The organism is Microbacterium sp. M28 (assembly GCF_025836995.1).
Lineage (GTDB): Bacteria > Actinomycetota > Actinomycetes > Actinomycetales > Microbacteriaceae > Microbacterium.
In genome coordinates this window covers 1555657-1571375 of the sequence record NZ_CP107546.1, presented here as the reverse complement: position 1 = coordinate 1571375, position 15719 = coordinate 1555657, and the positions used below count along the sequence as shown (strand labels likewise).

Genomic DNA, 15719 nt, shown 5'->3' with positions numbered 1-15719 from the left:
GCGCCGTGTCACTGTGGCGGCATGAAGAATCCTCTCCACGACGACGCCCCCTCGCTGCTGCTGCGCGGCTACGACTTCGCCGATCGCATCTGGAACAGAGTCGCGCCCGGCGCCCGCTCGGCCCCGATGCGCCTCCTCGGCGATGATGCGCTGTTCGTGCGCGGTGCCGAGGGCGTGCGACTCTTCTACGACGACACCCTGATCGCCCGACACGGCGCCATGCCCGCCATCGTGCAGGAGACGCTCTTCGGCCACGGGTCGGTGCACAGCCTTGACGGCGCACAGCACCGGCACCGCAAGGATGGCTTCGTCTCCGCCGCCTACGAGGATTCCCAGGTCGAGCGATTGGCACCTCTGCTGGACCGCGAGTGGCGGTCGGAACTCCACGCGTGGATCGACGGCGGACAGCGCACGGCGTACGAGGCGGCGGTCGGCGCCTTCGGTCGCGCCTCCATGCGATGGGCCGGGCTGCCCGGCACGGCGGCCGCGAAGACGCGTTGGGCGCAGCGACTCGCTCAGATCGTCGACGGATTCGGAGCACCGTACTCGCCGGCCTACGCCATGGCCGCCGCGAACCGATGGTGGTCCGATCGTCACTCCCGGCGTCTGATCGAAGCGGTCCGGAGCGGCACTCTCCACCCCGCAGAGCACGAGGCCCTGGCTATCTGGGCCGGACACCGAGATCCCGACGGCCGCCTGCTGCCCGCACAGCTGGCGGGTGTCGAGCTGCAGAACAGCATCCGTCCGATGATCGCCGTCGCCCGATTCGTCGCCTTCGCCGGGCAGCGGCTGCACAAGCATCCGCAGTGGCGCGAGCGCATCGCCGACGAGGTCGCTGCCCGCGGATCGCTCGTCGGAGGACCGCTCGCCGTCGCCTTCGCGCAGGAGGTGCGCCGCACGGCGCTGTTCGTTCCGATGCTCCCCGGTCGCGCGATCGCCGACATCGACTTCGACGGTCTGCAGGTCGCCGCCGGCGGGCGCGTCGTTCTCGACATCCTCGGCACCGACCTGGACGAGAACTCGTGGGACGACGCCACCCGCTTCGCACCCGACCGGTTCATCGAGCATCCCGACTACGAGTCGCTGCCGGCATTCGTTCCGCACGGTGGCGGATCCGTCACCGCCGGTCACCGCTGCCCGGGCGAGAAGCTGGCCATCGCCGGCCTCGCTGCGGCGGTGGCGGCGATGAGCGATCCGGGAGTGACCATCCTCGGCACCGGCCTCGGCGTCAACCGTCGCCGACTGCCCACCATGCCGGCCTCCGGCGTCCACGTGGCTCGCGCCGGCGCCGCATCACGCTGTCCCGTGCACTGAGGGCGTCAGCCCCGTGTGCGCTCGCGCCGGGAAGCCGCCCACCGCGCAGCGAGGAACAGCACTGCCCCGACGGCGAGCATGATCGCGCCGAGACCCCACACGATCGGGCGCTGCTGCGTCAGCAGCAGGATGCAGGAGCCGATGCCGAGCACGGGGATGAAGGTCCACACACGGAAGTGCTCGTGCTCCACGCGATCGCGCCGCAGCACGAGGACCGACACGTTCGCGCTCAGGAAGACGAACAGCAGCAGGAGGACGACCGTCTCTGCGAGAGTCGCCAGATCGCCGATGAGCGTGAGCAGCATCGCGACCGCGGTCGTCGCGATGATCGCGACCCACGGTGTCCGCCGCTTCGGCAGCACGCGCGCCAGCACGGTGGGCAGGAGGCGCTGCTCCGCCATGCCGTAGGCGAGACGGCTGGCCATGATCATGGTCAGCAGAGCACCGTTCGCGACCGCGATCAGCGCGATGAGGCTGAACAGCCACGAGGGCACGCTGAGCCCCGTCGCCTCCACGACCGCCAGAAGCGGTCCGCTGGATTCCTGCAGCTCCTCCGGCGGCAGCGCCGCCGCGCTGGCGAGTCCGACGAGCACGTACACGACGCCGGCGGCGAGCAGTGCGCCGAAGAGGGCGCGCGGGTACGTGCGCGTCGGTGACTTGACCTCCTCGATGACGTTCGCTGACGTCTCGAATCCGACGAAGGAGTAATAGGCGACGATCGCGCCGGCGAGGATCGCGAGGCCGGTCGCCGATCCCTCGGGGGTCTCGACCACACGCGAGACGTCGCCACCGCCTCCTCCCACGAACACCGCCACGACGGCCACCACGATCACCAGACCGCTCACCTCGATGATCGTCATGACGATGTTCGCACCGAGTGATTCCTTGATGCCGCGCATGTTGAGCGCTGCGACCGCTGCGAGGAACAGGATCGCCACGAGGACGGTCGGCAGGTCGATGAACGTCCGCAGGTAGTCACCGGCGAACGCGAGCGCCAGACCCGCAGCGCTGGTCACTCCGGCGGCGAGCATGCTGAAGCCCACGAGGAACGACACGATGCGGTTGTGGAACGCTCGCTCGGCGAAGACGGCCGCCCCGCCGGCGCGGGGATACTTCGTGACGAGCTCCGCGTACGAACCCGCCGTCAGCAGGGCGAGCAGCAGCGCCACCACGAGCGGCGCCCAGAGCATGCCTCCGACGTCCTCGGAGAGGACACCCATGAGCGCGTAGACACCGGCGCCGAGCACATCGCCCAGGATGAACGCGAACAGCATCGGACCGGTGATCGCTCGCCGCAATCCGCCGGCCTCGGGCGCATTGCGTTCGGGCGCCGGTGTGCTCGCGGCGGGCTCAGTCATCCCGGTGATCCGGGTCGTCCGCCTCCGGCATCCCCGGCCCGGGGCCCGGGCGCACATCGGCATCCGGAGCGATATCGACGCGGGTGACGCCGTCGGCCTCGGAGACGACGACGCGCGGATCCGCGTCCGCCTCGGTCGCCTCGGGCGCGGTCGTCAGCTGATCGCGTCGCTTCTCCTCGTGGGTCATGTCGTCGGCCATGTCGATGCCGTCCTCTCCGTCGTTTTCGTTCGATCGCCGCCGTCCGGCGCCGCCTTCGGCGAGATAGGCGAGGCGGTGCAGCGTCTCCGCGTTGCGCCAGAGCAGCAGCGCTGCGGAGAGCTTCGAGGGCAGCAGTGTCGCCGGCCCCCGCACGGGGCGCTCCTGGATCCGCACGACGCATCCGCTGCCTCGAGGCCGGGCTTCGATGAGCACCTCGGCCTCTCCGATCGGCCACCCTCGTGCCCGCAGCACCGCACGCCGAGGCGGGTCCCATTCGATGCAGACCGTCGTGTCGTCGATCAGCACGGGCCACACGCCGAAGGAATGGTGCAGACGGGCCTGCTCCCCCGGCCAGCCGGCCTCGACGTCGCGCATCCGGGAGGCACCGACGACCCACGACGGATAGACCCAGCCGTCGGCCAGCACGTCGAACACCTCGTCGACCGTGCAGCGCAGCTCGCGGACGTTCTGCGCGCGCTTTCCGATCCGCGCGGACTCCTCCGCCTCATCGCCGCCCATCGGCCACCTCCTCGATCGCCATCGACGGTAAGCGGAGACGGGAGTCGGCATCCAGGGGGTTGCTCTTTGGTGCGGTGCCGGGTATCCCGGGCTCACGCCCAGGGTGCGGTGCTACTGTCGACGAGCCGGCAGCTCGCCGGCATCAGGGAAGACTTCTTGTCGACCAACGGGCCCACTCGGTCATTTCGTTCTCCGTCGCCTCCTCTGTGTGAGCGCGAGGAGACCCATGTCCACCCCACCCCTTCCGTCCTCGGTCGCCCCGTCGTCGCACGGCTGGGCAGAGCCCATCGCCCTTCCCGTCGGCACGACCGCAGTCGTGTACTGCGAAGGGCAGTTCGGTGAGCAGGACGGCAAGACGGCCAACGGACTCGTCCGCCATTCCGAGAAATACGAGATTCTCAGCGTCATCGACAGCCGTCACGCCGGCGCCGACGCGGGGACGTTCCTCGACGGCACCCACAACGGGATCCCGGTGCTCGGCACGCTCGCGCAGGCCATCGCCCACGCCGACCGCGTCCCCGACTACCTGATCTGCGGGCTCGCGCCCGCGGACGGTCTGCTCTCGCCGGCCCAGCGCGTCGTCCTGCTCGACGGCATCGCGCGCGGCATGCACATCATCAACGGACTGCACGAGTTCCTCAACGAGGATGCCGAGTTCGCCGCGGCGAGTCTGCTCGCAGGGGTGACGATCACCGATGTGCGCCGTCCACGCGACAAGAAGGACCTGCATCTGTTCGACGGTCGCATCTTCGACGTCACGTGCCCGCGGATCGCCGTGCTCGGAACCGACGGCGCCATCGGCAAGCGGACCACGTCGACCCTGCTCGTCCAGGCGCTCAACGAACAGGGCATCCGCGCGGTCATGGTGGGCACTGGGCAGACCACGATCATCCAGGGCGGACGCTACGGTGTCGCCCTCGACGCGCTCGTGCCGCAGTTCTGCTCGGGAGAGGTCGAGCACCAGGTCGTCCTGGCCTTCGAGGGCGAGGACCCCGACGTGATCATCGTCGAGGGCCAGGGCGCGCTCAGCCATCCGGCCTATCTGACGTCGGCGCACATCCTCCGCGGCAGTCGCCCCGCTGGCGTGATCGTCCAGCACGCCCCCGGCCGACGGACGCTCGGTGACTTCCCCATGGTCTCCATGCCCACCGTGGCCTCGGAAGTCGCCTTGATCGAATCGTTCGCGGACACCAGGGTGATCGGTGTGACCGTCAACCACGAGAACCTGACGGATGCCGAGATCGAAGCCGCGATCGACGAGATCGAACTCGACCTCGGCGTCCCGGCGACCGATCCGCTGACCCGTCCGCTGTACGAACTGGTCGACATGGTGGTGCAGGCCTTCCCGCACCTCGCCGAACGGCGGGCGTCCGCTCAGCGCTGACCGCTCAGCTCGTGCGCCACCCGTATCGCTGCACGAGCGCCTGCGCGACCCGCCCGTAGCGGGCACGGTCGAGGATCGCCGCCTCGCGGCGCATGCCCGACTCGTGCACGCTGTAGAGCTCCTCGATGTCGACCCAGGACTCCCGGCCCGCTCTGTCCCACTCTCCCGAGCCGATCGACAGGTAGTCGCGATGTCCGTCGTGGGGTCTGCTCGTCATCCGCACCGCGTAGACCCGCGCGTCCGACTGGCGCCCGATGACGAGCACCGGGCGGTCCTTGCCCCGTCCGTCGTTCTCCTCGTACGGCACCCAGGTCCAGATGATCTCGCCGGCGTCCGGCGCGCCGTCGCGGGCAGGCGCGTACGCGACTCGAAGCCGGTCGACGCGGAGCGGATCGATGCGGATGGTCTCGCTCCCCCGTTGCCGTCCAGGTGAGGACTCGGGGACAGACGTACGTCCCGGCTCCCTCTCGGAAGTCCGGGACGTACGACCGGTCAGCGCGGTGACCAGCATTCCGGTGATCTGGGCGAAGAGGCTCCTGCTCGAACTCACCCCGTCACCCTATCGGCGCTTCAGGCGTCGACGAGCGCGTAGCCCTCTTCGCCGTGCACGACCGAGTCGACACCGGCGATCTCGTCCTCGTTCGTGATGCGGAAGCCGATCGTCTTCTCGATCGCGAACCCGATGATCAGGGCGACGACGAAGGAGTAGATCAGGACACCGAGTGCGGCGATCACCTGGACGGCGAGCAGGCGGGCGTCACCGCCGACGAACAGGCCCTGCTCGGTGGCGAAGAAGCCGAGGTACACCGTGCCCAGCAGACCGCCGACGAGGTGGATGCCCACGACGTCCAGCGAGTCGTCGAAGCCGAGACGGAACTTCAGTTCGACGGCAAGCGCGCACAGGACGCCGGACAGCGCGCCCAGCAGGAGGGCCCAGCCCGGAGTCAGATTCGCGCACGCCGGGGTGATGGCGACCAGGCCGGCGACCGCACCGGATGCGGCGCCGACCGAGGTGGCCTTGCCCTCCTTGAAGCGTTCGATGAGGATCCAGCCGAGGATGGCCGCAGCCGTCGCGCCGAGCGTGTTGATGCCGATCAGGCCGACACCGCCCATGTCCTCGGACAGCCACTCGGCGCCGGCGTTGAAACCGAACCAACCGAACCACAGAAGCGCGGCGCCGAGCAGGGTCAGCGGCACGTTGTGCGGCTTGAGAATGCCCTTCTGGAACCCGATGCGCTTGCCCAGGACCAACGCCAGCGCCAGCGCCGCGGCACCCGCGTTGATGTGCACCGCTGTGCCGCCGGCGTAGTCGATGACGGCGATGCCGCTGTCCTCGCCGAACAGCCATGCGCCGAGGTTCATCACCCAGCCGCCGCCCCAGACCCAGGCGGCGATCGGGAAGTAGCCGACGGTCGCGAAGACGCCGGCGAAGATCAGCCAGCTGCCGAACTTCGCGCGGTCGGCGATCGCCCCGGAGATCAGCGCCACCGTGATGATCGCGAACGTGGCACCGTACGCGACTCCGAGCAGCGCCACGTTGGAGCCCTCGCCGGCCGCGAGCGAGGCGAGACCGAAGTCCGCGAACGGGTTGCCGGCGAATGCCGTCGGGGAGTCGACGGCGCTCATCGAGAAGCCGAAGAGAATCCACAGCACGGCGACGAGACCGATCGAGCCGAAGCTCATCATCATCATGCTGACGACGCTCTTGGCCTTCACAAGGCCGCCGTAGAAGAACGCGACGCCTGGCGTCATGAGCAGCACCAGCGCTGTCGCGGTGATCGCCCACGAGATGTTGCCGGGAGCATCCATAGGAAAACCTCACATCCGAAGTAATTGAGAGCTTCAGTGTGGCGAGGCCCGATTTCGGAAATGAGCGTGGATTGTTTCCCGGCGGTTACACCAGGGCGTGCTCTGTGAACATCACGTTACGCAGAGCTTCGCGCTCACGCAGAATGCGTCAAGGCGTTCAGTCGGGAGATGGCGCGCAGGTACTTCTTGCGGTAGCCGCCGGCGAGCATCTCCTCGGAGAACACGGCGTCCAGCGCGCGCCCCGTCGCCGCGATCGGGACCTGTGCGTCGTACACGCGATCGACGAACGCCACGAAGCGCAGCGCCTCGGACTGATCGGTCAGCTCGCGCACGTCGCGCAGCCCGACGAGGCCGACGCCATCGATCAGCCGGATGTATCGAGACGGGTGCACTTTGGCGAGGTGCCGGATGAGTTCGTCGAACTCGTCGTCGGATGCCGTGCCTGCCGCTGCCGCGGCATCCAGCCGAACCGCGTACGCCGGGGCGTCGAGCACGATCGCGTGTCCGTCGATCGCGCGCTGGCGGAAGTCGACGCCGTCGATGCGCAGCGTCTGGAAGCTGTCCGACATCTGGTGGATCTCGCGGAGGAAGTCCTGCGCGGCGAAGCGGCCCTCGCCCAGCGCGTTCGGCGGCGTGTTCGACGTCGCCGCGAGGCGGGTTCCCGACGTGACGAGTTCACCGAGCAGACGAGTCATGACCATCGTGTCGCCCGGGTCGTCCAGCTCGAACTCGTCGATGCACAGCAGATCGGCGCCGCGGAGCAGATCGACCGTGTTCTTGTAGCCGAGTGCGCCGACCAGCGCGGTGTACTCGATGAAGGAGCCGAAGTACTTCCGGCGCGCGGGCATCGCGTGGTAGATCGAGGCCAGCAGATGCGTCTTGCCGACGCCGAAGCCGCCGTCGAGGTAGACGCCCGGCTTGAGCTCCGGCTCCTTCGGCGCACGTCGGAACAGACCGCCGCGCTTGGCCGGCGTCCCGCGCCCGGCGAACCGCTGCAGGATGTCCTTGGCCGATTCCTGCGACGGGTAGGCGGGGTCGGCCCGGTAGCTCTCGAAGGTGGCGTCGTCGAACTGCGGCGGCGGGACCAGACCGGCGAGCATCTCGGGTCCCGTGACGACGGGCTGCCGGTCGGAGAGGCGCACGGTGCCGGCGCGGGGCGTCGTATCGGTCATGGGGTCCTGAGTCGCAGTCTTACGGATCGGGCGCCGGGCGCACCGAATGGATCTATCGTCGAAGGGGACGGCACAACACTACGCCGTCGTCGCCAGAGCCTTCGCCCGCACACCATGAGGAGCGCACCGTGACCATCGAGTTCGACACCACTTCCGAGAAGTTCGCCGAGTATGCGGAACCCGGTCGACTCGTCACGACCGCCTGGCTCGCTGAGCGCCTGGGCACCGAAGGCCTCGTCGTCGTGGAGTCGGACGAGGACGTGCTCCTGTACGAGACCGGCCACATCCCTGGATCCGTGAAGGTCGACTGGCACACCGAGCTCAACGACCCGGTCGTGCGCGACTATCTCGACGGCGAGGGGTTCGCGAAGCTGATGAGCCGCAAGGGCATCTCCCGTGACGACACGATCGTCGTCTACGGCGACAAGAACAACTGGTGGGCGGCGTACGCGCTGTGGGTCTTCTCGCTGTTCGGACACGAGGACGTCCGGCTGCTCGACGGCGGCCGCGACCGCTGGATCGCCGAGGGCCGGGAGCTGACCACCGAGCCGTCGGCCCGAGCGGCGACCGAGTATCCCGTCGTCGAACGGGACGACACGATCCTGCGCGCCTACAAGGACGACGTTCTCGCGCACCTCGGCAAGCCGCTCATCGACGTCCGCTCGCCCGAGGAGTACACCGGAGCGCGCACGAGCGCCCCCGCGTACCCGGAGGAGGGCGCGCTGCGCGCCGGCCACATCCCCACCGCGCAGAGCGTCCCGTGGGGTCGCGCCGTCGCGGAGGACGGCGGCTTCCGCAGCCGCGCGGAACTCGACGCGATCTACCGGGGGGACGCGGGCCTCCAGGACGGCGACGAGGTCGTCGCGTACTGCCGCATCGGAGAGCGCTCGAGCCACACCTGGTTCGTGCTCAAGCACCTGCTCGGCTTCGAGAACGTGCGCAACTACGACGGCTCGTGGACCGAGTGGGGCAGCGCGGTCCGCGTCCCGATCGCGACGGGTACCGAGCCCGGTTCGCTCTGATCGTGGGAGAATGACGGGGATGAGCACAACGCACGTTCCCGCCGGACTCGCCGAGTTCCGTGACGACTTCCTGGCACTGGACGAGTCCGAGCGGCTGCAGCTGCTGCTCGAGTTCTCGAACGAGCTGCCAGCGGTCTCCGCCGAGGTCGCAGCGCACCCGGAGATGACCGAACGCGTCGCCGAGTGCCAGTCCCCGGTCTACATCTACGTCGAGGTCGCCGACGACGTGGTGACGATGCACGCCACTGCTCCCCCGGAGGCCCCGACGACGCGCGGCTTCGCGAGCATCCTGGCGCAGGGCATCACCGGCCTCACGCCGGACGAGGTGCTCGCGATCCCCGACGACTATCCGCAGTCGATCGGGCTGACCCGCGTGGTCTCACCGCTGCGAATCTCCGGCATGACCGGGATGCTGCTGCGCGCCAAGAATCAGGTCAGGCAGAAGCGCTGAACCCCTGGGCCGCCGCCCAGTCCGTGATCGCCCTGGTCCAGCCGGTCTGGTCGTAGTTCCACAGCTTGGCGTGGCGGGCTCCCGCGAAATGCGGCATCGTCACGATGTCCGAGCGCGCCTCCGCCAGGGCGTGCGATGCATCGGCCGGCACGAAGCCGTCATCGTCGCTGTGCAGGATCAGGATGGGGACATCGAGCTCTTCGGCTCTGGCCAGCATGTCCAGCCGGTCGAACGGGATCGCCTCTTCCGCGCCTCCCCAGCGTGCGGTGACCGGCGACGACAGGATGGTCATCGCCAGCTCGGGCAGCGGGTCGCGCACGCCCTGTTCGCGCGCCTGGAACCGCAGCACCGAGCGCCAGTCGACGACGGGAGATTCCAGGACGAGCCCGATGATCGCGGAGCGCTGGCCGGACGACACGGCGGTCTGGAGCGCGATCGCGCCGCCCATCGACCACCCCATCAACAGGACGCATCGCGCGCCGTGGCGGAGCGCATAGGAGATGGCGCTGTCGACGTCGCGCCACTCGGAAGCGCCGAGGGCGTAGGCGCCGCCACGGGTCCTCGGGGCCTCGCCGTCGTTGCGGTAGGAGACGACGAGATTCGTCATCCCGAGCGAGTGGAACACGGGCACCGCGCGCAGGCACTCGGCACGGTTTCCGCCGCGGCCGTGGATCTGGATCACCCAGGTGTCGGATGCCGGGGCGCCGGCCGCCGCCGGGAACAGCCATGCCGGACACGGACCGCTCGGCGACCCGATGAGCACGTTGTCCCAGCGCAGATGCAGCTCACGAGGAGAGCTGTAGTACCAGCCGCTGAAGGCAGCCGCCGGGTCGATGCGGGCGCCGGGGTCGATCTGCGTGAGCAGCTTGCGCCGCACACGCGTGGTGTCCGCGCTGAGCACAGCTCCGAGCTTGACGTAGCCGTGGGTGCCGGTCGTGAACAGTCCGTAGCGACCGGGCAGTTCGGTGTCGAGCGTGCGGGTCAGCTCGATGGTCTGCGCACCCGTGTCGACCGCGAGGATCTGCGTGTCCGTTCCGCGTTTCTCGGGGGTGACGACCCGACGGGCGACCGAGAGCACGACGAAGCCCGCCGCTGCCGAGATCAGAGCGAGCAGGGTGAGGACGATGGCCGTGACGGCGTGCCTGATACTCTTCATCGCCTCCTGACTCTAGCCTGTCAGCGTGGACGCCCATTCCGATGCCGGAGCGCGCTTCGAGCACGCCGCAGCCGAGCTGCGCCAGACGCGATTCCGCTCGGACATCACCGTGCGCGAGATCCCGTCTCCGCAGGGGCTCGCGCCCTTCGCGATCGCGTTCGCCGCCGACGTCCGTCCTGACGATCACGGCGACTCCATCTACGGCACGGCGCGCTTCGTCCTGCTGCACGACCCTGCGGCGCCGGACGCGTGGTCCGGCCAGTGGCGGATCGTGGCGTTCGCGCAGGCGCCGCTGGAGCCCGAGATCGGCACGGATCCCCTCCTCGCGGATGTCACGTGGTCGTGGCTGGTCGATGCGCTGGAGTCCAGGGACGCGGTGTACCACTCGGCATCGGGAACCGCGACGAAGACGCTCTCCAAGGGTTTCGGCGGGCTGGCGGCCGAGGGCGACGGCGCCCAGATCGAGCTGCGGGCGTCGTGGACGCCGGAGGGCACTCTGCGCCCGCATGTGGAAGCATGGGCAGAGCTGGTGGGGATGCTCGCCGGGCTTCCGCCCGGATCAGAGGACATCGCCGTGTTCGGTGCTCGAAAGGCGGCCCGTGACTGAGTATTCCGTGATCGACGATCGGGATGAGTTCGAACGCGCGTGCGCGCTTCTGGCCGAGGGCGAAGGCCCGGTGGCAGTCGACGTGGAGCGGGCTTCCGGTTTCCGCTATTCGCAGCGGGCGTACCTCGTGCAGGTGTTCCGACGCGGCGCGGGCGTCTTCCTGTTCGACCCGCCGGCGATCGGAGACTTCACGGCCCTTCAGTCCGCGATCGGCGGCGAGGAGTGGGTCCTGCATGCGGCGAGCCAGGACCTCCCCTCGTTGCGCGAACTCGAACTCGAACCGACGTCGCTGTTCGACACCGAGCTGGGCTCACGGCTGCTGGGACACGATCACGTGGGCCTCGCCGCCGTCGTCGAGGAGACGCTGGGGATCACCCTGAAGAAGGAGCATTCCGCGGCGGACTGGTCGACCAGGCCGCTTCCGGATGCGTGGCTCGACTACGCCGCTCTCGACGTGCTGCACCTCGTCGACGTCCGGGACGTCCTCGCGGCGGAGCTCGTCGAACAGGACAAGGTCGAGATCGCCGCGGAGGAGTTCGCCGCGACTCTCACCCGCGTCCCCAAGCCCCCGCGCACGGATCCGTGGCGCCGCCTGAGCGGCCTGCACCGCGTGCGAGGACCCCGCAACCTCGCCGTCGCCCGTGCCCTGTGGGAAGCGCGTGAGCAGTACGCGCAGCAGCAGGATGTCTCACCCGGCAGGCTCGTCCCGGACCGTTCGCTCGTCGCCGCCGTCCTCGCGGCGCCGTCCAGCAAGCACGCGCTCGCGTCGTTGTCCGACTTCACCGGGCGCGCCAGCCGCACTCAGCTCGACCGCTGGTGGGCGGCGATCGAGCAGGGCCGCGCCGCGACGGACCTGCCCAAGGAGCGCGTGCCCAGTGACACGCTCCCCCCGCCGCGCGCGTGGAGCGATCGCAATCCGGAGGCGGACGCGCGTCTGAAGGCCGCCCGTCCTCTGATCGAGGCGAGGGCGGCCGAACTCAACATGCCGACCGAGAACCTGCTCACTCCGGACCACCTGCGTCGCGTCGCGTGGGAGCCACCGGCTGCCACCGCGGAGGCGATCGGCATCGAGCTCGCGAACCTGGGCGCGCGGCCGTGGCAGATTGCGGAGACTGCACAGAGGATCGCGGATGCCTTTGTAGAAGCCGCGCAATCGGTGGAAGCGGCCGAGGAGGCCGGTTCGTAGAGTCGGTCCAACCGATTCCCTCCCGTCCTCCCCCACTCCTAGGCTGAAGCCATACCCAACCCAGGAGGCAGAGTGGCCGAGATCTCGGACGTCTTCTTCGTCGATGGCGTGCGCACCCCGTTCGGGCGCGCCGGCGAAAAAGGCATGTACTGGAACACCCGCGCGGATGACCTCGCCGTCAAGGCGACGATCGGACTGATGGAGCGCAACGCCTCCGTCCCGGCCGACCGCATCGATGACGTGGCGATCGCCGCGACATCCCAGACCGGAGACCAGGGCTTGACCCTCGGCCGTTCCGTCGCGATCCTGGCCGGTCTTCCGCAGACGGTTCCGGGCCTCGCGGTGGAGCGCATGTGCGCCGGTGCCATGACGAGCGTGACCACCATGGCCGCGTCCATCGGCATCGGCATGTACGACCTCGCCCTCGCCGGCGGCGTCGAGCACATGGGACACCACCCGATCGGCGGCAACGCCGATCCCAACCCGCGGTTCGTCGCCGAGAAGATGGTCGACCCCGGCGCGCTCAACATGGGCGTCACCGCTGAGCGCATCTTCGACCGCTTCCCGCACCTCACCAAGGAGCGCTCCGACCGCTTCGGGATGCTCAGTCAGCACAAGGTGCAGGCCGCATACGACGCGGGCAAGATCCAGCCCGATCTCGTGCCGGTCGCGATCAAGCACGCCGATGGCGCATGGGGACTCGCATCCGAGGACGAGGGCCGCCGCCCGCAGACCACGATGGAGGACCTCGCGTCACTGAAGACGCCGTTCCGTCCGCACGGTCGCGTCACGGCCGGGACCTCCTCGCCGCTCACGGACGGCGCGACCATGTCGCTGCTCGCCGGTGGCGGCGCGGTGAAGGAGCTGGGTCTGCGGCCCAAGATGAAGCTAGTCTCGTTCGCATTCGCGGGCGTGCAGCCCGAGATCATGGGCATCGGCCCGATCCCGTCGACCGAGAAGGCTCTCAAAAAGGCCGGGCTCACGATCTCCGACATCGGCCTGTTCGAGCTGAACGAGGCGTTCGCGATCCAGGTGATCTCGCTGCTCGACCACTTCGGCATCGCCGACGACGACCCGCGCGTCAACCAGTGGGGCGGTGCGATCGCTCTCGGCCACCCGCTCGCGGCATCCGGTGTCCGTCTGATGATCCAGCTCGCGGCGCAGTTCGCCGAGCGCCCGGACGTCCGCTACGGTCTGACCGCCATGTGCGTCGGCCTCGGTCAGGGCGGCTCGGTCATCTGGGAGAACCCGTTCTACGACGGCAAGAAGCGGAAGTGAGCGCAGGAATGACGAACTACGACGAGATCGACTTCGCCCCGATCCTGGCCCTCACCGACGATGAGGTCGTCACGCACTCCCCCGTGCGCGACGTCCGGCTGCCCTCCGGCAAGGTGCTCGCCCTGATCACGCTCGACAACGGGCGCGACCACACGCGGCCGAACACCTTGGGTCCTGCCACCCTCACCGAGCTCGGTGAGACCCTCGCGGCCCTGAAGGCGCGAGCGGCATCCGGCGAGATCCAGGCCGTCGGCATCACCGGCAAGCAGTACATCATGGCCGCCGGCGCCGACCTGTCGGACATCAGCAAGGTCGGTTCGAAGGACAACGCCCGCCTCATCGCGCAGCTCGGGCACAAGGTGCTCGGATCGCTCGGCGAGCTCGGCGTGCCGTCCTTCGCGTTCGTGAACGGGCTCGCGCTCGGCGGCGGACTCGAGATCGCGCTGAACAGCACGTACCGCACGGTCGACGCGTCGGCCGCCGCTGTGGCGCTTCCCGAGGTCTTCCTCGGCATCATCCCCGGCTGGGGCGGCGCCTACCTGCTGCCCAACCTCATCGGCATCGAGAACGCGCTCGAGGTCGTCATCTCGAACCCGCTCAAGCAGAACCGGATGCTCAAGCCCCAGCAGGCGTTCGACTACGGGATCTTCGACGCGATCTTCCCGGCGGCCAACTACCTCGAGAACTCGCTGGCGTGGGCGGATGCCGTCCTCACCGGCGCGACCAAGGTGGAGCGTCGGAACGAGCCGGGCAAGATCGAGCGCCTGACGAAGTGGCCGATCGCCGTCAAGATGGCGCGCGGGATGCTGGAGTCGAAGATCGGCACCGTGCCACGCTCGCCGTATGCGGCTCTCGAGCTGCTGGACAAGGCCCGCAGCGGTACGAAGGCCGAAGGATTCGCCCGCGAGGACGAGGCCCTGGCCGAGCTCGTGACCGGCGACCAGTTCGCGGCATCGATGTACGCGTTCGACCTCGTGCAGAAGCGCGCCAAGCGTCCGGTCGGCGCTCCCGACAAGGCGCTCGCGAAGAAGGTCACGAAGGTCGGCATCATCGGGGCCGGCCTGATGGCGAGCCAATTCGCGCTGCTGTTCGTCCGCAAGCTGCAGGTGCCGGTGCTCATCACCGACATCGATCAGGCCAGGGTCGACAAGGGCGTGGCATACATCCACGAGGAGATCGGCAAGCTCGAGGGCAAGGGCCGACTGGATGCCGATGCCGCGAACAGGCTCCGCGCGCTCGTCACCGGCACCACGGACAAGACCCTCTACGCGGACTGCGACTTCGTGATCGAGGCCGTCTTCGAGGAGGTCGGGGTCAAGCAGCAGGTCTTCGCCGAGATCGAGAAGATCGTCGCGGAAGACGCGATCCTCGCGACGAACACGTCCTCGCTCTCCGTCGAGGAGATCGGCGCGAAGCTCGCCCATCCCGAGCGCCTGGTCGGATTCCACTTCTTCAACCCGGTCGCGGTCATGCCGCTGATCGAGGTCGTGAAGACGCCCGTGACGAACGAGCAGACGCTGTCGACCGCCTTCGTCGTGGCGAAGAACCTCGGCAAGAACGCGGTCCTCACCGCGGATGCGCCCGGTTTCGTGGTGAACCGGCTCCTGGCCAAGGTCATGGGCGAGGCCGCCCGCGCCGTGTACGAGGGCACCCCGGTGCAGGACGTCGAGAAGGCCTTCGCCCCGCTCGGGCTGCCGATGGGACCGTTCCAGCTGATCGACCTGGTCGGTTGGAAGGTCGCGGCGCACGTGCAGGACACCATGGTGCGCGCCTTCCCGGATCGGTTCTACGCGAACGAGAACTTCCACGCGCTCGCGGAGCTCGATCAGGTCGTCGAGAAGGACAAGGGCGGTCGCGTGACCGGCTGGACCAAGGCGGCTGAGAAGACGCTCAAGGGCGCGGTGGGGTCGGCCCCGGCATCCGCCGCGACGATCCTCGCCCGTGTGCAGGACGGTCTCGCGCAGGAGATCCGCATCATGCTCGACGAGAACGTCGTCCCAGAGGTCGAGGACATCGACCTGTGCCTCATCCTCGGCGCCGGCTGGCCGTTCATCGATGGCGGCGCGTCGCCGTACCTCGACCGCGAGGGAGCATCGGAGCGCGTGTTCGGCGGCACCTTCCACACACCGGCGATCCGCGGCATCGCGCACCGCTGAGCGCGGGAGTCGCGGGGGGCGGGACGGTCATCGCGGCCGTCCCGCCCTCCGCGTTCTCCACCGCGGAACGGCGAGCCCGCGAACAGCGGGGGAAGGCTCGGTGAACAT

14 protein-coding genes are annotated in these 15719 nt (G+C 69.0%); 8 read left to right on the top strand and 6 right to left on the bottom strand.

The genetic code is table 11. The features are described from left to right. Positions 1-21 precede the first annotated feature (21 nt). The gene (locus tag OED01_RS07760) at positions 22-1314 is read left to right on the top strand and encodes a cytochrome P450 (protein WP_264157789.1); all 1293 of its coding nucleotides are present in this window, start codon (positions 22-24) and stop codon (positions 1312-1314) included. 5 nt (positions 1315-1319) lie between these two features. On the opposite strand, the gene OED01_RS07755 is transcribed toward OED01_RS07760, so the two are convergent. Both OED01_RS07755 and OED01_RS07750 read right to left on the bottom strand, forming a co-directional pair. After that, a complete protein-coding gene (locus tag OED01_RS07755; protein WP_264157788.1) occupies positions 1320-2672 on the bottom strand; it encodes an APC family permease in 1353 nt (450 codons plus the stop codon). Then, positions 2665-3390: an SRPBCC family protein gene (locus OED01_RS07750; RefSeq protein WP_318841132.1), complete on the bottom strand. Its 726-nt coding sequence runs from the start codon at positions 3388-3390 to the stop codon at positions 2665-2667. The genes OED01_RS07755 and OED01_RS07750 overlap by 8 nt, the downstream gene beginning before the upstream one ends. Before the next feature lie 226 nt (positions 3391-3616). Here OED01_RS07750 and OED01_RS07745 point away from each other — a divergent pair, with 226 nt between their 5' ends. Then, positions 3617-4774, top strand: coding sequence for a DUF1611 domain-containing protein (locus OED01_RS07745; RefSeq protein WP_264157787.1), 1158 nt, complete (start codon positions 3617-3619; stop codon positions 4772-4774). A gap of 4 nt (positions 4775-4778) precedes the next feature. Here OED01_RS07745 and OED01_RS07740 read toward each other — a convergent pair whose 3' ends face one another. The 3 genes from OED01_RS07740 to zapE form a co-directional block, all read right to left on the bottom strand. Beyond that, the gene (locus OED01_RS07740) at positions 4779-5285 is read right to left on the bottom strand and encodes a type II toxin-antitoxin system PemK/MazF family toxin (RefSeq protein ID WP_413231627.1); all 507 of its coding nucleotides are present in this window, start codon (positions 5283-5285) and stop codon (positions 4779-4781) included. Positions 5286-5344: 59 nt separating this feature from the next. Beyond that, on the bottom strand, positions 5345-6583 hold the full coding sequence (locus tag OED01_RS07735) for an ammonium transporter (protein ID WP_264157785.1): 1239 nt from the start codon (positions 6581-6583) through the stop codon (positions 5345-5347). 134 nt (positions 6584-6717) lie between these two features. Then, positions 6718-7755 carry a cell division protein ZapE gene (gene zapE, locus OED01_RS07730; RefSeq protein ID WP_264157784.1) on the bottom strand — a complete coding sequence of 346 codons (1038 nt, stop codon included), beginning with the start codon at positions 7753-7755 and terminating at the stop codon, positions 6718-6720. A gap of 128 nt (positions 7756-7883) precedes the next feature. Between zapE and OED01_RS07725 the strand changes: the two genes are divergently transcribed. Both OED01_RS07725 and OED01_RS07720 read left to right on the top strand, forming a co-directional pair. Beyond that, entirely contained in the window at positions 7884-8777 is an 894-nt protein-coding gene (locus OED01_RS07725; RefSeq protein WP_264157783.1) for a sulfurtransferase, read from the top strand. A 10-nt stretch (positions 8778-8787) separates the two neighbouring features. After that, positions 8788-9228 (top strand): SufE family protein, encoded by a 441-nt coding sequence (locus OED01_RS07720; protein WP_413231620.1) that lies wholly within the window; start codon positions 8788-8790, stop codon positions 9226-9228. Here the strand turns inward: OED01_RS07720 and OED01_RS07715 are convergent. Next, on the bottom strand, positions 9212-10384 hold the full coding sequence (locus OED01_RS07715; RefSeq protein ID WP_264157781.1) for an alpha/beta hydrolase family protein: 1173 nt from the start codon (positions 10382-10384) through the stop codon (positions 9212-9214). The genes OED01_RS07720 and OED01_RS07715 overlap by 17 nt on opposite strands. Before the next feature lie 25 nt (positions 10385-10409). Here OED01_RS07715 and OED01_RS07710 point away from each other — a divergent pair, with 25 nt between their 5' ends. The 4 genes from OED01_RS07710 to OED01_RS07695 all read left to right on the top strand — a co-directional run bounded on the left by OED01_RS07710 (position 10410) and on the right by OED01_RS07695 (position 15611). Beyond that, positions 10410-10991: a DUF3000 domain-containing protein gene (locus OED01_RS07710; protein WP_264157780.1), complete on the top strand. Its 582-nt coding sequence runs from the start codon at positions 10410-10412 to the stop codon at positions 10989-10991. Continuing rightward, a complete protein-coding gene (locus OED01_RS07705) occupies positions 10984-12177 on the top strand; it encodes a ribonuclease D (RefSeq protein WP_264157779.1) in 1194 nt (397 codons plus the stop codon). Before OED01_RS07710 ends, OED01_RS07705 begins: the two co-directional genes overlap by 8 nt. 72 nt (positions 12178-12249) lie before the next feature. Next, the gene (locus OED01_RS07700) at positions 12250-13455 is read left to right on the top strand and encodes a thiolase family protein (protein ID WP_264157778.1); all 1206 of its coding nucleotides are present in this window, start codon (positions 12250-12252) and stop codon (positions 13453-13455) included. A gap of 8 nt (positions 13456-13463) precedes the next feature. After that, positions 13464-15611 carry a 3-hydroxyacyl-CoA dehydrogenase NAD-binding domain-containing protein gene (locus tag OED01_RS07695; protein ID WP_264157934.1) on the top strand — a complete coding sequence of 716 codons (2148 nt, stop codon included), beginning with the start codon at positions 13464-13466 and terminating at the stop codon, positions 15609-15611. Positions 15612-15719: the final 108 nt, after the last annotated feature.

Coding starts and splice junctions, on each gene's coding strand:
- OED01_RS07760 (WP_264157789.1), top strand. CDS start 22: ATGAAGAATCCTCTCCACGACGACGCCCCCTCGCTGCTGCTGCGCGGC.
- OED01_RS07755 (WP_264157788.1), bottom strand. CDS start 2,672: ATGACTGAGCCCGCCGCGAGCACACCGGCGCCCGAACGCAATGCGCCC.
- OED01_RS07750 (WP_318841132.1), bottom strand. CDS start 3,390: ATGGGCGGCGATGAGGCGGAGGAGTCCGCGCGGATCGGAAAGCGCGCG.
- OED01_RS07745 (WP_264157787.1), top strand. CDS start 3,617: ATGTCCACCCCACCCCTTCCGTCCTCGGTCGCCCCGTCGTCGCACGGC.
- OED01_RS07740 (WP_413231627.1), bottom strand. CDS start 5,285: ATGCTGGTCACCGCGCTGACCGGTCGTACGTCCCGGACTTCCGAGAGG.
- OED01_RS07735 (WP_264157785.1), bottom strand. CDS start 6,583: ATGGATGCTCCCGGCAACATCTCGTGGGCGATCACCGCGACAGCGCTG.
- zapE (WP_264157784.1), bottom strand. CDS start 7,755: ATGACCGATACGACGCCCCGCGCCGGCACCGTGCGCCTCTCCGACCGG.
- OED01_RS07720 (WP_413231620.1), top strand. CDS start 8,788: ATGACGGGGATGAGCACAACGCACGTTCCCGCCGGACTCGCCGAGTTC.
- OED01_RS07715 (WP_264157781.1), bottom strand. CDS start 10,384: ATGAAGAGTATCAGGCACGCCGTCACGGCCATCGTCCTCACCCTGCTC.
- OED01_RS07695 (WP_264157934.1), top strand. CDS start 13,464: ATGACGAACTACGACGAGATCGACTTCGCCCCGATCCTGGCCCTCACC.